15 protein-coding genes and 1 pseudogene are annotated in these 17,892 nt (G+C 44.5%); 7 read left to right on the forward strand and 9 right to left on the reverse strand.

The features are described 5' to 3' along the window. Positions 1-47 precede the first annotated feature (47 nt). On the reverse strand, positions 48-953 hold the full coding sequence (locus tag AB4407_RS02145; protein ID WP_372118154.1) for a LysR substrate-binding domain-containing protein: 906 nt from the start codon (positions 951-953) through the stop codon (positions 48-50). A gap of 226 nt (positions 954-1,179) precedes the next feature. Here AB4407_RS02145 and AB4407_RS02150 point away from each other — a divergent pair, with 226 nt between their 5' ends. After that, entirely contained in the window at positions 1,180-1,899 is a 720-nt protein-coding gene (locus AB4407_RS02150; RefSeq protein WP_372118156.1) for an SDR family oxidoreductase, read from the forward strand. Positions 1,900-2,129: 230 nt separating this feature from the next. Here AB4407_RS02150 and AB4407_RS02155 read toward each other — a convergent pair. After that, positions 2,130-2,282: pseudogene (locus AB4407_RS02155) on the reverse strand (OmpW family outer membrane protein); the annotation flags it as partial. Between the two features lie 180 nt (positions 2,283-2,462). Between AB4407_RS02155 and glgC the strand changes: the two are divergent. The 3 genes from glgC to AB4407_RS02170 all read left to right on the forward strand — a co-directional run bounded on the left by glgC (position 2,463) and on the right by AB4407_RS02170 (position 4,878). Beyond that, complete coding sequence (gene glgC / locus AB4407_RS02160; protein WP_372118157.1) at positions 2,463-3,686, forward strand: glucose-1-phosphate adenylyltransferase; 1,224 nt, start codon at positions 2,463-2,465, stop codon at positions 3,684-3,686. Positions 3,687-4,128: 442 nt separating this feature from the next. After that, the gene (gene hpf, locus AB4407_RS02165) at positions 4,129-4,485 is read left to right on the forward strand and encodes a ribosome hibernation-promoting factor, HPF/YfiA family (RefSeq protein WP_009846260.1); all 357 of its coding nucleotides are present in this window, start codon (positions 4,129-4,131) and stop codon (positions 4,483-4,485) included. Between the two features lie 237 nt (positions 4,486-4,722). Beyond that, the gene (locus tag AB4407_RS02170) at positions 4,723-4,878 is read left to right on the forward strand and encodes a DUF3012 domain-containing protein (RefSeq protein WP_004732998.1); all 156 of its coding nucleotides are present in this window, start codon (positions 4,723-4,725) and stop codon (positions 4,876-4,878) included. 50 nt (positions 4,879-4,928) lie between these two features. Here the strand turns inward: AB4407_RS02170 and dgcA are convergent, their stop codons facing one another. The 4 genes from dgcA to AB4407_RS02190 all read right to left on the reverse strand — a co-directional run bounded on the left by dgcA (position 4,929) and on the right by AB4407_RS02190 (position 8,934). Continuing rightward, positions 4,929-5,915, reverse strand: a complete 987-nt coding sequence (dgcA, locus tag AB4407_RS02175) for an N-acetyl-D-Glu racemase DgcA (RefSeq protein ID WP_372118160.1) — start codon at positions 5,913-5,915, stop codon at positions 4,929-4,931. Positions 5,916-5,972: 57 nt separating this feature from the next. Then, positions 5,973-6,980: an N-acetyltransferase DgcN gene (dgcN, locus tag AB4407_RS02180; RefSeq protein WP_372118163.1), complete on the reverse strand. Its 1,008-nt coding sequence runs from the start codon at positions 6,978-6,980 to the stop codon at positions 5,973-5,975. Positions 6,981-7,071: 91 nt separating this feature from the next. Further along, entirely contained in the window at positions 7,072-7,962 is an 891-nt protein-coding gene (locus tag AB4407_RS02185) for a LysR family transcriptional regulator (RefSeq protein ID WP_372118165.1), read from the reverse strand. A gap of 135 nt (positions 7,963-8,097) precedes the next feature. Next, positions 8,098-8,934, reverse strand: coding sequence for an SGNH/GDSL hydrolase family protein (locus AB4407_RS02190; RefSeq protein WP_372118168.1), 837 nt, complete (start codon positions 8,932-8,934; stop codon positions 8,098-8,100). A gap of 543 nt (positions 8,935-9,477) precedes the next feature. Between AB4407_RS02190 and AB4407_RS02195 the strand changes: the two genes are divergently transcribed. Then, positions 9,478-11,538, forward strand: a complete 2,061-nt coding sequence (locus AB4407_RS02195; RefSeq protein ID WP_372118170.1) for an alpha-amylase family glycosyl hydrolase — start codon at positions 9,478-9,480, stop codon at positions 11,536-11,538. A 111-nt stretch (positions 11,539-11,649) separates the two neighbouring features. Here the strand turns inward: AB4407_RS02195 and AB4407_RS02200 are convergent, their stop codons facing one another. Further along, entirely contained in the window at positions 11,650-12,162 is a 513-nt protein-coding gene (locus AB4407_RS02200; RefSeq protein WP_009846247.1) for an RNA methyltransferase, read from the reverse strand. Between the two features lie 273 nt (positions 12,163-12,435). Here AB4407_RS02200 and AB4407_RS02205 point away from each other — a divergent pair, with 273 nt between their 5' ends. Continuing rightward, positions 12,436-14,097, forward strand: a complete 1,662-nt coding sequence (locus AB4407_RS02205; protein ID WP_017097657.1) for a methyl-accepting chemotaxis protein — start codon at positions 12,436-12,438, stop codon at positions 14,095-14,097. A gap of 155 nt (positions 14,098-14,252) precedes the next feature. Here AB4407_RS02205 and AB4407_RS02210 read toward each other — a convergent pair whose 3' ends face one another. Together AB4407_RS02210 and AB4407_RS02215 are read right to left on the reverse strand one after the other, a co-directional pair. Beyond that, positions 14,253-15,122 carry a LysR family transcriptional regulator gene (locus tag AB4407_RS02210; RefSeq protein WP_009846245.1) on the reverse strand — a complete coding sequence of 290 codons (870 nt, stop codon included), beginning with the start codon at positions 15,120-15,122 and terminating at the stop codon, positions 14,253-14,255. A gap of 320 nt (positions 15,123-15,442) precedes the next feature. After that, positions 15,443-17,080, reverse strand: a complete 1,638-nt coding sequence (locus AB4407_RS02215) for a methyl-accepting chemotaxis protein (RefSeq protein ID WP_372118173.1) — start codon at positions 17,078-17,080, stop codon at positions 15,443-15,445. 255 nt (positions 17,081-17,335) lie between these two features. Between AB4407_RS02215 and AB4407_RS02220 the strand changes: the two genes are divergently transcribed. Next, positions 17,336-17,761 (forward strand): DUF3010 family protein, encoded by a 426-nt coding sequence (locus AB4407_RS02220; RefSeq protein WP_009846243.1) that lies wholly within the window; start codon positions 17,336-17,338, stop codon positions 17,759-17,761. Positions 17,762-17,892: the final 131 nt, after the last annotated feature.

A 17,892-nucleotide genomic window follows, 5' to 3' on the forward strand; every position in this document is an offset into this window, starting at 1 on the left:
CTGTCTACATTTATTCTAGGTATAACGAAAGAGAAAACCGCGAAGCCTTAGCTCACTGGCATTTGGTCAAAACGGCCTTTCACAAAATCAATGAAGGTTCGGATTCGGCTTGGTTGATAGCGGTCTCGATGGTAGATCGCTGAAAAGTCCACTTTCGGCACCACCCACTCATCAAACACTTGCAGCAATTGCCCGTCATTCAGTTCTTGTAAGCAATAGATAGTTGGTACGCGAATAATTCCGTTGCCCGACTTCGCGCCCTGTACCAACACTCGACCATTTTTGCATTGCAACCTGCCCGTCACATGCACATCGACCGTTTTCTTGGTGTCGTCCAACGCTTGAAAACTCCACTTACGCACTGACCCCGTTAAGCAATCATGATGGATTAGATCTTTAGGGTGATTTGGCTTCCCTTTGCGAGCAAAATACTCAGGGCTCGCGAGTGTTCCCATCTCAATGTCCAAAAGCTTTCTTGCGATAAAGCCCGCGTCTTCTAAGCTCCCCATACGAAAAGCGATATCAAAGGCGTCTTCAATCAAATCGACTCGGTTACTACTGAAATCAAGACTAATGCTGATGTCTGGGTAAAGCTGCATAAACTCATTAACCAGATCCGCAATAATCACCTCTCCCAGATAACCGCCAACACAATTTACTTTTATGTCGCCACGTACCTCTTCGACATCATCAACCGCAGCAATCAGAGCTTGGTCTATATTATCTAAGGCTTGTTCGCATCTCGCGTATAGATCTTGCCCTGCGTGCGTCAGTCTTAAGGTTCGAGTGGTGCGGATAAACAACGTCACGCCCATCTGCTTTTCTAAGCTACTCACTTGGCGTGATACGTGGGAGCGCGACACATCAAGCTCCTCCGCCGCTTTAGTGAAGTTACCTAAACGCGCGATAAGCACGAAAGAACGAATATCAGACAGGTTAATTTGATTGAGCATGGTCGCCAGCTTAGTTGTGAAATTTTAAGATGATGAAGTAATAGAGTGAACGCACTTATTGTTGCACCACAGCAACAGTGTTTCAAGTAAAGCGCCATATATCAACAATGCTATTTTCTTTAATATACCTCCATCGCAACGAAGCAAGGCAACAAGCACTTGATTCGAATGCACTTAAACAATACGTCGTAGCCAACCGACGCAATAAAAGTACAGAGGAAATAAAATGAAAAAACTAATCGTAATTACAGGTGCAAGCTCTGGTATTGGTGAAGCAATCGCTCGTCGTCTAAGCGATGAAGGCCACCCTCTGCTACTTTTAGCTCGTCGTGTTGACCGCCTTGAAGCGTTGAACCTACCAAACTCTCTATCTGTAAAAGTAGACGTAACAGACAAAGCGTCTTTTGATGCAGCAATCGCACAAGGTGAAGCGAAATTTGGCCCTGTAGACGCGCTTATCAACAACGCTGGTGCAATGCTTCTTGGTCAAATCGATACTCAAGACGCACAAGAGTGGAAGACAATGTTCGACGTGAACGTGATTGGCCTTCTAAACGGCATGCAATCTGTACTTGCTCCTATGATGGAACGCAATACCGGTACTATCATCAACATCAGCTCAATCGCGGGTAAGAAAACATTCCCAAGCCACGCTGCTTACTGTGGTACTAAATTCGCGGTACACGCTATTTCTGAGAACGTTCGTGAAGAAGTTGCTGCTTCAAATGTTCGTGTTACCACTATCGCACCGGGTGCTGTAGAGACTGAACTTCTGTCTCATACAACCTCTCAAGAGATCAAAGACGGTTACGATTCTTGGAAAGTAGACATGGGCGGCGTACTGGCAGCTGACGATATCGCTCGTGCGGTATCATTCGCTTACCAACAACCACAAAACGTATGTATCCGTGAGATTGCTCTAGCACCAACTAAGCAACAGCCATAGGCCTTTGCTATCGCGACTAAATAAGCGATGAACTAAACTATGAGCTAAAAAAGCGCCACGACTTAACAAGTCTTGGCGCTTTTGTTTTGATGGTAACGATGATTGCAATCGCCACATCAATTTTTACTCATGCATGATTTGCTTGCGTTGTTTGTGACGTTGTTGATCAAAAGAAAAAAGCGCCCAAGCTGGCTGGAGCTTGAGCGCTTTTAATAAACTAAAGATGTTAATTAGAAGTTGTAACCACCACCGATCATGAATACCCATGGATCAATATCAACGTCTGTTGAGTACTGTTTCCCACCAGCCTTGTACTTGGCTGTAGTATCGATGTCTGCGTACCAGACGGATGCGTTTAAAAACCAGTCGTCGTTGATCATATAACCCCTTCACCTTGCCCGGATCTATTTGGATCAAAATAGAGCAAGCCAACACCTCGTACGCATCAACTTGGTGCAATCTCGCAGAATTCATTCTCATCTCGTTTAATATTCAATGAGTTACATTTGGCTTAGTGCTTGCAAGTCTATGTTCATAATCATAAATACATTGAGGTTCTGACCATGCAAGACACTCTAACAATCGTTCTGGCCGGCGGTGTTGGCTCTCGGCTTTCTCCCCTTACCGATAACCGCGCAAAACCTGCGGTCCCCTTTGGTGGCAAATATCGAATCATCGATTTCACTCTCGCGAACTGCTTACACTCTGGGCTACGCCAAATTTTGGTGCTGACTCAGTACAAATCACACTCATTGCAAAAACATTTGAGAGATGGTTGGTCAGTGCTTAACCCCGAGCTCGGCGAATACATCACCAATGTTCCCCCACAAATGCGAACCGGTGATAGCTGGTACAGAGGCACTGCTGATGCCATCTATCAAAACTTGTATCTGCTTTCTCGTAGTGAAGCCAAACATGTGGTGGTGTTATCCGGCGACCATATCTATCGCATGGATTACGCGCCAATGCTCAAGCAGCACAAAAAGAACGAGGCTGACCTGACCGTGGCGTGCATGGAGGTTTCGATTGACGAAGCCAAAGAGTTTGGTGTGATGGAAATAGACGAGTCTCTACAAATCAATAACTTTACCGAGAAACCACGTTACCCCGCGTGCGTACCCGGTAGACCAACTCGAAGCATGGCTTCAATGGGGATCTACATCTTTGATAAAGAAGTACTAACACAGGCATTAATGGCAGACGCAGAAGATCCAGACTCAAACCACGATTTTGGCAAAGACATCATTCCTAAGTTAGTCGGCAATAACAGCGTTTACGCGTATAGGTTTGGTGATGAGGAAGGACGTGTGACGCAAGATGCTTACTGGAGAGATGTGGGTACTATCGACTCTTATTACCAATCGAATATGGATCTGTTGAAACCGGCCTCACCTATCGATTTATACCAACCGGATTGGGCTATTCGCACTTATGAGCCACAACTGCCGCCCGCACGAACCATTGCTTCGGTCGAAGGTAACCAAGGGATATTCATCAACTCGATGATCGCCAATGGTGTTGTGATTGAAGGTGGTTCGGCGCAAAACTCTATCTTCTTCCCAAAAGTGAAAGTCAGCAATGCCGCGATTGTGATTGATAGTATTCTGTTTGAAGATGTTGAGATTGGAAAAAACTGCCACATACAAAACTGCATCATCGATAAGAACGTCAAAGTGCCTGACGGAACCCAGATCGGTGTTGATAGCCTTGCCGACGCCAAACGCTTCCATATATCAAAACAAGGCGTGATTGTGGTGCCCTCTTCTTATCAATTTGAAGAGTCATAGCTGTCGCAAAAACCAGATGGCGCTATAAAGGCAGCCAAGAGTTGCCTTATTCAATAGCCGCATTCACGGAGCTTTGCTTTTTTATATAAACCACACTTTTTATATCAACTGCAGTGATTTAAAAAGAAAGCATTATCGGCATCAAACTAGCAATGATTTATAAAACTTAAACTAGAATAAGTATTTGAGCTGACGTTTGGTTAAGGCGATAAAACCTAGGCTGGCAAGATAGATTAGAGGAATGCTTCGCGAGTGAGGTATTTTTGAACATGTATTGAAAACACGAAACATAATATGCGATCAGTTCTTCGGACTTTCAAGGGAGTAAAGGGAGATTATTTGATAACACTGAAGTGAATCACACATGTGGTATTTCGCAGTTGGTTAAACTAACCGATGTTTGCTACGTTTAAATGACACAGTCATTGGAAAGGTATGATTTATGAAAATAAATGTTCAAACACATCATGTATCAATTAACGACGAGTCACGCAAAGACATCGAAGGTAAATTCGAGAAGATATCTAACCATTTCCCATCACTGATCAGCTGCGACATCATCATCACAAAAGAACATGGTCAACACCAGGTTGAAGTGTTCACCAACTACGAAGGTGTACGTGTAAACGCAAAAGCTACAGATGACGTTATGTATCCAGCTATCGCTTCAGCACTCAAGAAACTTGAAGCAGGCCTAAGTAACCGTAAGGGACAATTAAAATCAGACTTACACGAGAAACCAACGAGCACGAAGCCAGAAATTGCTTCAGACATCATCCAAGAGATGAAACTGGTATAACTCGACAAGTAGTTAAAGCGCACTAACAAATAGAAGCGTACAAGAATTTCAAAGCCAGCACATGTTGCTGGCTTTTTCGATCTTGAGACTCCGTCATCTCTTCTCGTTACCAAATCGCTATTTCAGCTCAAATCCATATCGTCTTTAAACCCCTTAAGTCTCTGGTTGCTATAACAATCACGAATAGTATTTAATACAGTGATAAGCAAGAATTTAAACAAGAAAGGAATGTTTATTATGAAAAAAATCGCATTAATTCTATTTCTCGCGACTCAATTAATGGCCTGTACAGAAGTTGGCAGTGAAGCTTGGTGTACTGATATGAAAGAAAAGCCTAAAGGTGACTGGACTGCTAATGAAGCCGGCGACTTTGCTAAGCATTGTGTTTTCTAGTTACTTATTTTTGCCCATTCTTTATTTCTAATGGGCAATCCTAAACCACCTTAAAGAATGATCATCCCATCTTGATAAGTCAGTGCTGGCGAAACATCTTGCCCGAGTAACACAGGGCCATCAAGGTCGACTATTTTAGATTGAACCGCAATAGGCAGCGCTGCCCGCATCGCCAATGAGGTGCCTAACATACAACCCGACATCAAAGTAAAACCGAGCCTTTGAGCTTCCTCAGCAAGTACCAAGGCTTCGGTCAAACCGCCCGTTTTATCGAGCTTGATGTTGACCATTTCATACTTGCCTAACAAAGATGATAGTTGCGAAGTGGTATGACAGCTTTCATCAGCACACAGTGGGATCGGGTGATTGATATGTGCCAGTGACGCATCATGTTGTTGCGGCAAAGGTTGCTCGATCATCGCGATATCAAACTCAGTAAGTTGATTGAACAACTCTTCGAGATTCAACCCTGTCCACGCTTCATTAGCATCCAGTACAATCTGAACATCAGGTGCCGCTTCTCGCACAGCACTAACACGCTCTACTACCTGCTCGCCATCAAGCTTCACTTTTAGGAGCTTAGCGCCATTCGCCACATAATCTCGTGCTTGGGTCGCCATCGCTTCTGGTGTACCAATGGAGACTGTCATTGCAGTCACAATTTGAGCAGGTAACTCAAACAAGCTATTTGGAAACATCTGACCATTCTGCTGCGCTTCGAAATCCCAAAGCGCACAATCGACCGCATTTCGCGCTGCCCCCCCGGTCAATAAAGACTGAAGATGATCTCTTAGCTCTGCGGGATCGGTAACGCCTCGTGCAAACATAGCTTCAAGTGCGCTAGACGCTTGTTGGATTTGCGCTAACACAGACTCTGATGACTCGCCGTATCGTGGGTAAGGCGTACATTCGCCTTGAGCTTGTATGCCACCATGTTCAATGTAAACACGAACAACGTGACACTCAGTTCGGCTGCCACGAGAGATGCGAAAAGGTGTTTGCATCGCGATAGTAATGGGTTCTGCTGTAATCTTCATAATTTCACTCGATTGATGTTCGCTTTAACAAATGGAAACGTAGAAATGATGAAATCGTTAAAGTGAATGTCGCAAATGATCAGTAATGTGTTGTACACCAAAACGAACCGGGTCCGTCACGGGTACTTGATAGAGTGTGGTCCATTCTTGGCATAATGTCTCAGCGTCTTCAGAGCTAATCGCCGACGTGTTCAAACAAATGCCGACCAGTTTCACGTCTGGATTCGTCAATCGCGCGGCTTGCAAGTTCGCTTCAATGGTCTGTTCTATGCTTGGCAATTGCGCATGAGGAAGGTTGCGAATATGTGGTCGCCCTACTTCGTGACACAGCACCAAAGCATCAGCTTGTGCGCCATGCAATAACCCTAAACTCACGCCTGCAAACGAAGGGTTGAACAAAGAACCCTGCCCTTCAATGATGTCCCACTCGTGGTCAGTAAAATCGGGGCTAATCGCTTCAACCGCACCGGAAATGAAATCCGCGACCACAGCATCAATCGAAATCCCGCTACCTTCAATCAAGATACCCGTCTGCCCTGTCGCTTTAAACTGAGCTGACGTTCCCGCTTGTTTAAGCGATTTTTCAATCGCCAGCGCCGAGAACATTTTGCCGACTGAGCAATCTGTTCCGACTGTGAGAAGGCGTTTACCTTGTCGTGGTTTGCCGTTACCAACCTTTAGATCACCATCAAAGTGGCGTACATCATGAAGCTTAGTCAATCCTCGCTGTTTCATGTCAGCAAGCGGTGAAAATTCGCTCAAGCGCTGGTGCATACCCGATGCAATCTCAAATCCCATTTCTGCAGCGGCCATTATGAATGGCTGCCAAGAGTCAGGAATAACGCCACCCGGATTTGCCGTGCCAATCACGAGCGTTTTCGCCCCCTTTGCTTGAGCCTCTTGTAAGGTCATGTCCGTTAAACCAAGAGAAACCGTATCGCCTGTTAAGCGCAGTTGACCTAGGCAGATTTCTGGTCGCCATTGGTGGATACCGCAAGCTGTTTTTGCGGCAAGTGGGTCGGTAACATCCCCAAGAAAAAGAAGGTAAGGTTGAGCGATAGACATGAGTATTCCTAATTAATAAATCCTTGTATGGGTTTACTTTAATTAAGAACTTAGAAGCTGCCGAATACCTATTTATGGCGAGCCTATAACCTTAAGTTATAGGGTGAGTGTGGCTCTTCAATGAAACGATAAATTGCTTAACAGAAACCGACTGAGGGGTGTGCTCTGCGCACAAAGTCGATACCGAGAATGGAATTGCTGGCTTTAGCGGCAACACGCAAACTGAATCGTCATTTTGATACTGCTCTGCAGTCCACGGATCCACAATCGCAAACCCCGCTTGGTGCTTCACCAGTTCCGCCGCCGCGCTATATCCACGCACAGATATCGGATGGTGATAATCCTCATCTCGCGCAATAAGGCTTTGATGTAACAGAAGGCCTAATGGATCACGGCTATCAAGCCCGATGATTGGCAAAGAATAGTTAATCAGGCCATCAAGAGTTAATTCTGCGGGCAAGTGTTCAGCCGTATTGGAGGGGACCAAAACCTTGAGTGATTCGGTTAATAGCGTTTCACTTAATATGGCAGGCGGTGTTTCGTCCCCAAACGCGATGGCAATATCAAGCTCATGCTTTAACAACCCAGCACATAGTTCATCACGGTTCGCTGTCAGCAACTCAAAAGAGAGTTCTTGCTCGCGAGACATTTGAGCTATGACCGGAGTCAGCAATTTGGTCGCCAAAATCGGCGGAGCACCAATGCGTAAATGCTGATGGCCTTGCTTTACTTTGTTGGTCAGAGAGCGAAACTGCCCCAGTTGTTGATAGACCTTCTCCGCTTCTGGCAACAAGGTTTTCGCCTCAACCGTTGGTACCAACCGACCTTTCACACGCTCGAACAATCCAAACCCGAGTTGTTGCTCGGTATGCGCCAGAATACGAGTCACATTAGGTTGCGACACATGCAAGCTGCGCGCGGCTCCAGATACGGTTCCGTTCTGCATAATGGCGTAGAAGACTTCCAACTGTCTTAGGTTCACATTGATGTCCTTATGGTTCGCGAAACAAATCTAGGGGTTGGCTTTTCTTGTATTTGCTAAGCTGTTTATCGGTTTAGCTGTTTAATTAGCTGTCTGTCTATTTATCTACTTGGCTATTTGGCTATTTGCGTGAGTTTATTTTAGTAGATCAGCTATCGTAGGTTGAAGCACCTCAGCCCAAGCTTGGTAAGCTTTAGCATTCAAATGCAGATCATCACACGAGTACTCATTCGACAAAAGCTTATTAGGTGACAATACTGAATTCACATCTAAGAACGCAATGCCTTGCTGAGAAGAGTACTCGCTTATCTTGCTATTGAGCAGTTCAACCGACGGATTCAAACCTTGCAGTTTGGAGCCCACATAAAGAGTAGATTGCACCAAAATCTGAATATCATTTTCTTGCCACACCTTAAGCATATCAATGTAGTTCTGGTAGATATGGTCGACATCATAACCTTGCGCTAAATCGTTTATCCCTGCCATAAAACACACTAGCTTTGGATTCACATTCAACGTGGTATCAATGCGGCGCAACATGCCTGTTGTGGTATCACCCGCGAGACCGCGATTGACCATCGAAACATCCCGAAAAATATCCGCCCAAGGTGCCCATTCGGTGATCGAATCACCAAACATCACTAGGTCTGCATTTGGGGAAAAATGGCGGTGATTGTCCGATGTCATGATGTAACGACTCATGCTGTGGCCTCGTTGCTGAATCTCAGACTGAAGAGCAACCGCTTTGAGAATATCACTGTCCGGTGTAGTGCTATCAAATTGAGCCAGCAACCCTTCGATGTGAGGCTTAAAAGGGCTAAGACGAGTGCTCAGTTGGTGCTGTTCTTTAAGGGAAGATAACCTCTCTAGTAATGCATACAGAGAGCGGTTTTGACCAACTTCTTGGAATAACTGATACAGATCGAGGACAGGGTGTTGTTGCAACGCGGCAAGTAATTGCTTGTCTTCCATGGTGTTATCTAACCCTTCAATTATCTAATGATGAACCCAAGATAATATCCGATTGCTTACGGGATAGATAACATTAGAAACAGAGAATGACTTATTCTCAACAAGGCTGGTACATACCGCATAAAAATATCTTCCCGTACAAATCTCGTTCCGACTCAAAAATCAGCACTTCATCATAATATGTATAAGAAGCTAGGGCGTGTTGACCTTTCGTGGTTAAATTTCGTTCGAGATAAAAGCGTTTTAATCGCGGCGAGGGGGAAGTAGCCTAGTCATTCTAAGCAAATCTCCCTCAACAAAGAGTAAAGCGCTTTTAGCCGAACCCTTCGGGCAGCGTTTGCTGGTCATTTCTACTGCGTTATCGGCTTCTCATGTAGGCTAGCTACACATCGACGCCTCTGCCTTGTATAAATACCCAGCAACTCGCTGCAAAAATCAGCTCGAAAGATCAACTCGCCCTAACCACATATTGTGACCTCAGTCTCTCAGCCTACCGTCTACTCCTATTGCCACTATTTAACGGAGGATTTATAGAATATCAGGATGGTGAATAATAGGTTAAATCATAATAATAAGGACCTTTACGTGAAACTTTCTCTATCCAATACCGCGTTGGCCGTTACCGCCATCCTACTTGCAAGTTGCCAATCTGCACCTGAATCAGTTCAAGAACCAACAGCATACCAATGCCAAACGAATACGAATGCCGACGTGAATGACTTGAGGATCTATCAAGTAATGGTCGAAAGCTTTGTCAGTGGTGATGACTCAATTGGTCATGGGACAGGCTACGGAACCAGTCACCATAACGGAGACATCCAAGGTATTATCGACTCACTTGATTACATTGAATCTCTTGGCATGAACGGCATTTGGCTAACCCCAATCTTTAATTCAGAGCCTATCGAAAAACAAGACCATTGGGCCGATAGACTGGATGCAACCGGTTATTTTGCCACCGATTATTTCAATATCGATCCGAGATTCGGCACGATGGAAGAAGCTAAAACCTTAGTTGAAGAAGCGCATGCTCGTGGGCTTTATGTCTTCTTTGATGGCGTATTTGGCCACCACAAAAAAAACGTAGTGCCGTCACCAACAGGTAAGCTGCCCCAAGGAGATGATAATCCAGTCTCATACCCTGAGAGCCTAGCCTTCTATCAAGAAGTTGCCGAGTATTGGATCAAAGAACTCAAAATTGATGGTTGGCGCTTAGATCAAGCTTATCAAGTGCCAAAAGAAGCTTGGAGTCAAATCAGAGAAACGGTAGACACCGCTTCTTCTCAAGTCGAATACGTAAACAGCGAAGGTAAAACCGTGAACCCTCTGGGTTATATGGTCGCGGAAATTTGGGCAGGTGAGAACCGCATTATTGAAACAGGCTACGGTTCAAATGAAGCACCAGCCTTATGTTCTGCGTTTGATTTCCCGATGCGCTACCGCCTGACGGAAACCTTTGCTGTAAACGAAGCTGGCGTGGGGAACAAAGGTGGAGAGTGGCTTGCAGAAGGCATGTCTTTACATTCGTTATACCCAGACCACGCGAAGCCAAATTTAATGATCGGTAACCATGACCTTGTGCGCTTTGGTGACTTATTACAGCGCGGTGATATCGCTTCTCCACAAGACAAAGGGTATTGGCAGCGCTATAAAGCGGCATTTTCATTCCAAGCAGCTTATACCGGCCCAATAACCACCTACTATGGGGACGAAATAGGCGATCAGCTAGAAGGTTTTTCAGACAAAGTATGGACTGATGACTGTGCTATTAATGGTCTGTGTGATGATCACGTAGCCCGTACTAGCGGTAAAGTAGAAGGTGTCACAGCTCAACTCAATGCGCACGAAAAAGACTTAAAGCAATACGTGACAAACTTGATGAAACTGAGAGAAACGCACCCCGCTCTATCACAAGGTAAACGTACAAACCTGATGGCCAATGATGTCGCCTATGTCGATCACAAAGCCTATGAAGGCGATACTGTTGTCTACGCAGTGAACGTTACCAACAAAGAACAAACCATAAAACTAGCCAAAGAAAAAGTCGGCTCCATAGCTGATCTGAAGGATATTGAATCCAAGCAATCGATCTCAGCTATTGATGGCCACTACTCTATCGTTCTAAGCCCATTTGAAGCTCGTTTCTTGTCGATAACACAGCCAAGTGAAAAAGGGCCAATTGCGGTGATACTAGCGACAGGAGATGAAGTTGGACAAGGTTTCATGGCTCAATGTGACAATCCAACAATAAAAGCTGAAGGCCCTATTTCGAGCCCGCTTTATGTGGTTGGCAATTTTGCTGATTCAGGTTGGAAACACGTGGGTCAACGAGAGTTTGAATATAAAGGTGACAACACTTACCAAGTCGTCACCACTGAAAAACCGGGCAGTTATCGCATGCAATATGCATCCAAGGCTTGGTCACCTCAGTTCACAGCGGATGGGCTTAACCTAAAGTTAGGACAACTTAACTCGTTAATTAAAGGTGGTTACGGACAAGATACCGCTATCACTATTCGTAATGCTGGGCAGTATGTATGGAGCTTACAATTCGATGATGCGGGGCAACCACTGCAAATTATGGCTTCCAAATGTACTGAATAGCCAAACCTAAGATCCGAGATCAACCAAGTAAAAACCCCTTATTCCTACGAATAAGGGGTTTTCTTTAATCTGCATTGGATATTAAGAGACCAGACACGATTAGAACGATATCTACCCCTGCTTCACTTGCAGGTGATTACGATTATCGCGGCTTTTCTTGATCAGCTCGTTGCTCTCGTCCATTTCATCTGACTTAGCAAGGCGATCATAAAGTAGCACATTCACTGTTGCTGCTAGATTCATGCAACCAACAGTTGGTACATAAACAACATGGTCAGCTCGGTCAGCGACATCTTGAGAAATAGAACCATCTTCAGGCCCAAAGATATAGATAGCGTTCTCTGGGTGTTTAAAACGTGGCAGTGGTGTCGCACCCTCAGCCAACTCCACACATACGATCTTAGTTTCTGAATTAAGGTTATCTAAAAACGACTCGACACCAGTAAGCGGGATAGTGCGCGTTGCACTCTTGGTATCGGTGTGAAATTTTGCAGCTTTGTCGTAGCGTTGCCCTGTGTATTTAACTTCGTCGACTTGGTAGCAACCCGCCGCACGCATAACCGCGCCAACGTTTGTCGGGCTCTTTGGGTTAGTTAAACCAATAGTCACATGGCTTTTGTTCATGAATCTTTCTCACTTAACGAATAGACATAGCAGGGTGCTACAAAGCGTCGCATTCTACCAAAGCAGCGCCAAATTCAAAAGCATCGAAACGAACGGCTCTTTTTACAGATAAGTACTTAGTTGCACCACCTATCACTTCAAAACCTAACCGCCATCATATTTATCAAACAAAAAGGTTTTAGGATAACAATTCAACAACAAGTCCGTTTACATTTCGAAACCACATTAATAATGTGTTGAAAATTGCCTGAGACAATCACATAGGAAGTGCTAATGACCCTCACCATCAAAAACCGCCTTTATATTCTCTCTTTTATCCCTTTGCTACTAATGGCAATTGGGATGATGAGCGTGACGTATATGAAGAGCACTGAGCTAACCGCACAACAAGTAGAATCGACGCGTAGCAATATGATGGCGATGAAAGAAAAGGAACTCAAAGCGTACCTGCAAATGGCTCAGTCTTCGATATCTCCTTTCTTAGAAAAAGGTGCCACGCTTGAAGAAGCATTACCCACATTAAAAACTCTAGAATATGGTGAATCTGGTTATATTTTTGGCTACAGCTCTAAGGGTGTAAGAATCGTCATCGGACAAGGTACCGATGGCATTGGTAAAAATTACTACGACCTTCAAGACAAACAAGGCAATTACCTAATCCAAGACCTGATTAAGAACTCAAAAATTGGGGAATTCACCACTTACTACTTTCCTAAGCCAGGTCAGTCCATTGCGTTACCAAAACTCAGCTACTCAATCTTTATTCCACAATGGGATTTAATGCTTGGAACTGGGTTTTATACTGATGATATTGACGCAGTCATCAGTGACATGAAAGAGAGCTCGAATGCTGCGCTACAAAGCTCACTAACTGCCATTGCAATTTTCTGTGGCTTGATTGCCTTAGTGGTAGCGGTTTTCGCTGTTGCAGTGAACCGTACAATCATGCAACCACTCGAGCAATTTGACCGTTCAATCAGTGCCTTTGCAAGTGGTGAGGCCGACCTAACGGCTCGAATGGAAACCTTCAAAGCGCCTGAGTTCGCCAAACTCAGTGAGAACTTTAATGCCTTTGTTGCTAGCCTACAGACCATCATTCGTAGCGTGAGCGATGTGGGTCAGCAAGTTGTATCAGAAACGAGCAGCATGTCTTCTCGCGCAGCTCAGGTCGACGAAATAGCGACAGGTCAACGTGAAGAGACAGAACAAGTAGCAACGGCGATGACCGAGATGACGACAACAGCGCAAGAGATCTCAAGCAACGCAAGCCAAGCGGCTGACTCAGCTAAACTTGCAGAGAACAATGCAAAAGAAGCTCAGCAAATTGTCAACGCTGCTGCAGGTTCCGTAGCAGACCTTGCAAGTGAAGTATCAGAAGCAAACACTGTGGTGTCTCGCCTTGAAGGAGATGTACAGAACATTTCATCTTCACTGACTGTCATTCAAGATATAGCGGAACAGACCAACCTATTAGCACTAAATGCCGCGATTGAAGCCGCGCGAGCTGGTGATCAAGGCCGAGGTTTTGCGGTAGTTGCGGATGAAGTTCGTAAGCTTGCAAGCCGCACACAAGAGAGCACGGGCGACATTCACAAAATGATCCAACAGCTAAAATCCGCTTCAGATGCCGCGGTGAAAGCAATGGATTCGAGCCAAAGCAGAAGTGCTCAAACGGTAGAAGAAGCAAATGCAGCAGCTGCAGCACTTGCTAAAATTCAAGATTCGATTGATACCATTATGGACATGAACTCACTGATTGCGACGGCGACTGAACAACAGAATATTGTTGGCCAAGAGATATCTCAACGCATTGTTGTGATTTCAGACCAAAGTTCTCAATCGGCATCGCTAGCAAACCAAAACCGTACAGGTAGCCAAAACCTAAACAGCCGAGCAAACGAGTTGTACCACTTGGTTGATCGCTTCACGGTTTAATGCTTAATGCTTAATGCTTAATGCTTAATGCTTAATGCTTAGTGCTTAGTGCTTAGTGCTTAGCAAGTAAAAGCTATAAAACATCAATAAAAATGGGCTTCAGAATCTTTGTTCTGAAGCCCATTTTCTTGTCCATAGTGTCTTGCCAGATAGAACTAGTCTAATTGCTCAGACAAGAAGTCGACTAACAAGCGAACCTTTGAAGACAAATTACGGTTCTGTGGGTAAAGCGCCCAAATCCCCTCTTTATCGTCTCGGTAATCAGATAACACCTCAACCAATTCGCCAGACTCAAGATCTTCACTCACGTAATATTCTGGTAGCTGCACTAAGCCAATACTCTGTTTCGCTGCGTCTTGTAAGGCTAAGCCACTGTTACATTTAATGCGTCCATTAACCCGAACTGAGCGAGGTCGCCCATTTTCTTTAAAACGCCAATGCTCAAAGCCGCCGACTAAACATTGATGATTACTCAACTCAGAGAGCGTATGCGGTTCACCGTAACGTTCAATATATTCAGGGCTGGCGCACACGTAGAGTTGGCGTTGAGACAGCTTCTTTGCCACAAGGCTCGAATCTTCTAAGCGACCAAGACGAATAGCGACATCGACACCCGAATCAATAAGGTCGAGCTTTTGATTGGTCAACATCAGCTCAAGTTCGACTTGTGGGTGGAGCTTTAAGAACTGATGAAGTATTGGGGCGAGTTGACGCTCACCATAAGTCACAGGTGCCGTTACTTTCAGTAAACCTTTTGGCGTGGATTGCATCTGCGTGACGGCTAACTCAGCAATTTCTAAACCCTCGACCAACAACTTACATTGCTGATAATAGAGTTGCCCAGCCTCTGTTAGAGAAACCTTACGAGTCGTTCGATTGAGTAGTTTTACTGCGAGGCGTTCCTCGAGATTTGCCACTCTACGACTGATTTGAGCCACTGACGTAGCGAGTTTCTGTGCGGCACCAGTAAAGCTTTCGCGCTCTGCCACTGCAACAAACTCACTTACCCCTTCCCAATTGGCCATGCCTCTACCCTATTTTGAACTATGGTTACCCATACAGTGTATTGAAGATATAGATCAGTGTCACCTAGCTTAATATGCGCCATGCACATACAAAGGCCTTCATTGAAGCTAATATCGCATTCCCCACAAGGCTCCTATCGACCTAATCTACAAAGTTCGAACCGACCTTGTGTTACAAATACTATTATCAAAAAATACTCGTATCCAAAAAGAAAGCCCGCACTCATTGAGTACGGGCCTTATTATTGTCTATTACAGATGCGTGAGGGTTAAAACTAGAAACGATTAGCCACTCACTTTTGCCTGTTCAGTCTCAAAGATTACACTTCAAACTGAGATACTAGGCTATCAAGTGCTTCACACTGTTCTGCTAGTGAGATGCATGCGTTCTCTGCATTGTTTGCCATCTCAACCATTTTCATGGTGCTTTCCGCGATACGTTGAACATTCTGGTTCACTTCTTCAGACACCTGAGACTGCTGAGAAGCCGCTGTTGCAATTTGCGTATTCATCTCATTCATCTTACCGATTGAATTACGAATCTCGCTCAATGATGAAGCTGCAGTACCCGCTTGAACAATGGTTTTCTCTCCACTTGCCTTGCTTTCTGTCATCACGCCAACGGCATGTTTAGCGCCAACTTCTAAGCGTTCAATCATTGATTGGATTTCACCCGTACTGTCTTGAGTTTTACTCGCAAGCGCACGGACTTCATCAGCAACTACCGCAAAACCCCGACCTTGCTCACCAGCACGCGCTGCTTCAATCGCCGCATTTAATGCCAATAGATTGGTTTGCTCTGCAATGCCTTTGATCACGCCAAGAATAGAAGCAATGTTCTTCACATCAGTATCCAATTCCTGAACCACACCGCCTGCATTCTCGATATCATGCGCAAGGCGTTCAATGGAAGTTACGGTTAGACCCAAAGTGCTGTCTGCTGATTCCACTTCATTATTCGCAACGTTACTTGCGGTTGCCGCATCTAATGCGTTACCACTTACCGTTTCACTGGTCGCTTGCATTTCATGAACAGCAGCCGCGACTACTTCACTTTCTTTCTGTTGATTCGAAGAAAATTCAGCCACATTCTGCGTAATTGATTTGATGTTTTCCATCTCTACACGTACGGCATTCGATGTCAGAATCACTTGTTCTACAGTAGTATGTATCTTACTAACAAACTTGTTAAACGCTGAACTTAAACGAGCAATCTCATCAGAACCTTCAACTTTCATTCGCTGAGCTAAGTTACCATCACCCGATGCGATTTCATTCATCGCTTTCTCTACGTTCTGAATAGGCTGAACGATATAGCGATTAGATAACCACATAGCGAACAACGCAGCGAGTACAGCAACCGCCATACCCACTTCGATGATCAATTTACTTTCTTCAATTGAATCATCAGCTTGCTGGCGGAGTTCTTTTTGTTTCTGGGCAATCAGAGCTCTAATATCACCAAGTTGAGTACGAATGATCGCAAACTCAGCGTCTAATGCCGGCGAGTAATCGATGTTGTACTGAAGAGCATTGGCAGGATCTGCAAACATTGGTTCATGCAGCGCTACCCACTTTTTCATCGCCTTTACCAGTTTCGCTAGCTCATCTTGAGAAGATGAGTCTAAGACACCTGCGGTATATAGGGTTTGGACACTCTCAAAGCGAGGAACGGCTTTGTAAGCGTTGTCTTTGAATTCGAATTGTTGATATTCAATTGCCTTTTGATCTTTCGCAAGCAACAGGCCTTGGGCAGATGCAATGACTTGATAGATATCTCGGTACCCATCTTCTAGGTTGTCGAGAACCGGTTGAACCACATTATTGAGCTCATGGTTAATTGCGGCTTGCGCGTTAGATTTAATCACGTTGAGCACAGTAACCGTTGAGAATACAATTACGATTACCATTAGCGGAATCGCAATTTTACTTTTAATAGAAAGGTTTTTGATATTCATAAGGCGCAGTAACCACACAAAAAATAAGGACGCGCGAATAATATACGGTATTATTGAAAAAGCCAGATAAAGTTTGTGAATCTCATCGCATATCGAACTCGACCATCGAACAAGCGATTTGTATTTAACCAGACGTCAACCTGAAAAAGTTAAAGTGGACAATATTGAATTTATTTACCTTAGACATGTTCTATTACTGGAGAAGTCATCGAAATAACACCATAATATAGGGCTCTAAAATAAGTAGGTAAGAACATGAAAATTTGTGGTGTTGAAATCAAAGGTAACGATGCAGTCATCTGTCTTCTATCTCTATCAGACGGTGTATTTAACATTCCTGATTGCCGAGTTTCTAAAGTTGCGATTAGTGACGCAAACGACACACAGAATATGAAAGATTTTCAATTTTCTTTTGCAAAGTTAATGGAAGATTACCAAGTAGAAAAAGTGGTAATTCGTCAACGCCAAACTAAAGGCAAATTTGCTGGCGGTGGCTTCGGCTTCAAACTAGAAGCAGCAATTCAGTTGATCGACGGCCTAGACGTAACCGTTGTATCTCCGAATGAAATCAAAGAAAGCCTTAAGCGCAACCCTCTTATGATGAAGTTCAAAGAAACAGGCCTTAAGCAGTACCAAGAAGCACCGTTTACTACGGCTTACGCTTGTTTAATGCAGCGCTAATCAATAGTCGCTAGCCAATATTGATACAGATAGAGCCTGAATATTTAGGCTCTTTTTTGTTTCTAGCAATCTATTTCAAGTCGAGTTATACCAATCACAGTAAGTAAGTGATCAAACATAGCGTAGGAAAA

The sequence above is a fragment of the Vibrio sp. 10N.261.46.E11 genome, assembly GCF_041472735.1.
Taxonomy (GTDB): domain Bacteria; phylum Pseudomonadota; class Gammaproteobacteria; order Enterobacterales; family Vibrionaceae; genus Vibrio.

Coding starts and splice junctions, on each gene's coding strand:
- dgcA (WP_372118160.1), bottom strand. CDS start 5,915: ATGAAGATTACAGCAGAACCCATTACTATCGCGATGCAAACACCTTTT.
- AB4407_RS02170 (WP_004732998.1), top strand. CDS start 4,723: ATGAAAAAAATCGCATTAATTCTATTTCTCGCGACTCAATTAATGGCC.
- AB4407_RS02210 (WP_009846245.1), bottom strand. CDS start 15,122: ATGGCCAATTGGGAAGGGGTAAGTGAGTTTGTTGCAGTGGCAGAGCGC.
- AB4407_RS02150 (WP_372118156.1), top strand. CDS start 1,180: ATGAAAAAACTAATCGTAATTACAGGTGCAAGCTCTGGTATTGGTGAA.
- AB4407_RS02205 (WP_017097657.1), top strand. CDS start 12,436: ATGACCCTCACCATCAAAAACCGCCTTTATATTCTCTCTTTTATCCCT.
- AB4407_RS02145 (WP_372118154.1), bottom strand. CDS start 953: ATGCTCAATCAAATTAACCTGTCTGATATTCGTTCTTTCGTGCTTATC.
- hpf (WP_009846260.1), top strand. CDS start 4,129: ATGAAAATAAATGTTCAAACACATCATGTATCAATTAACGACGAGTCA.
- AB4407_RS02195 (WP_372118170.1), top strand. CDS start 9,478: ATGGTGAATAATAGGTTAAATCATAATAATAAGGACCTTTACGTGAAA.
- AB4407_RS02220 (WP_009846243.1), top strand. CDS start 17,336: ATGAAAATTTGTGGTGTTGAAATCAAAGGTAACGATGCAGTCATCTGT.
- AB4407_RS02200 (WP_009846247.1), bottom strand. CDS start 12,162: ATGAACAAAAGCCATGTGACTATTGGTTTAACTAACCCAAAGAGCCCG.
- AB4407_RS02190 (WP_372118168.1), bottom strand. CDS start 8,934: ATGGAAGACAAGCAATTACTTGCCGCGTTGCAACAACACCCTGTCCTC.
- dgcN (WP_372118163.1), bottom strand. CDS start 6,980: ATGTCTATCGCTCAACCTTACCTTCTTTTTCTTGGGGATGTTACCGAC.
- glgC (WP_372118157.1), top strand. CDS start 2,463: ATGCAAGACACTCTAACAATCGTTCTGGCCGGCGGTGTTGGCTCTCGG.
- AB4407_RS02215 (WP_372118173.1), bottom strand. CDS start 17,080: ATGAATATCAAAAACCTTTCTATTAAAAGTAAAATTGCGATTCCGCTA.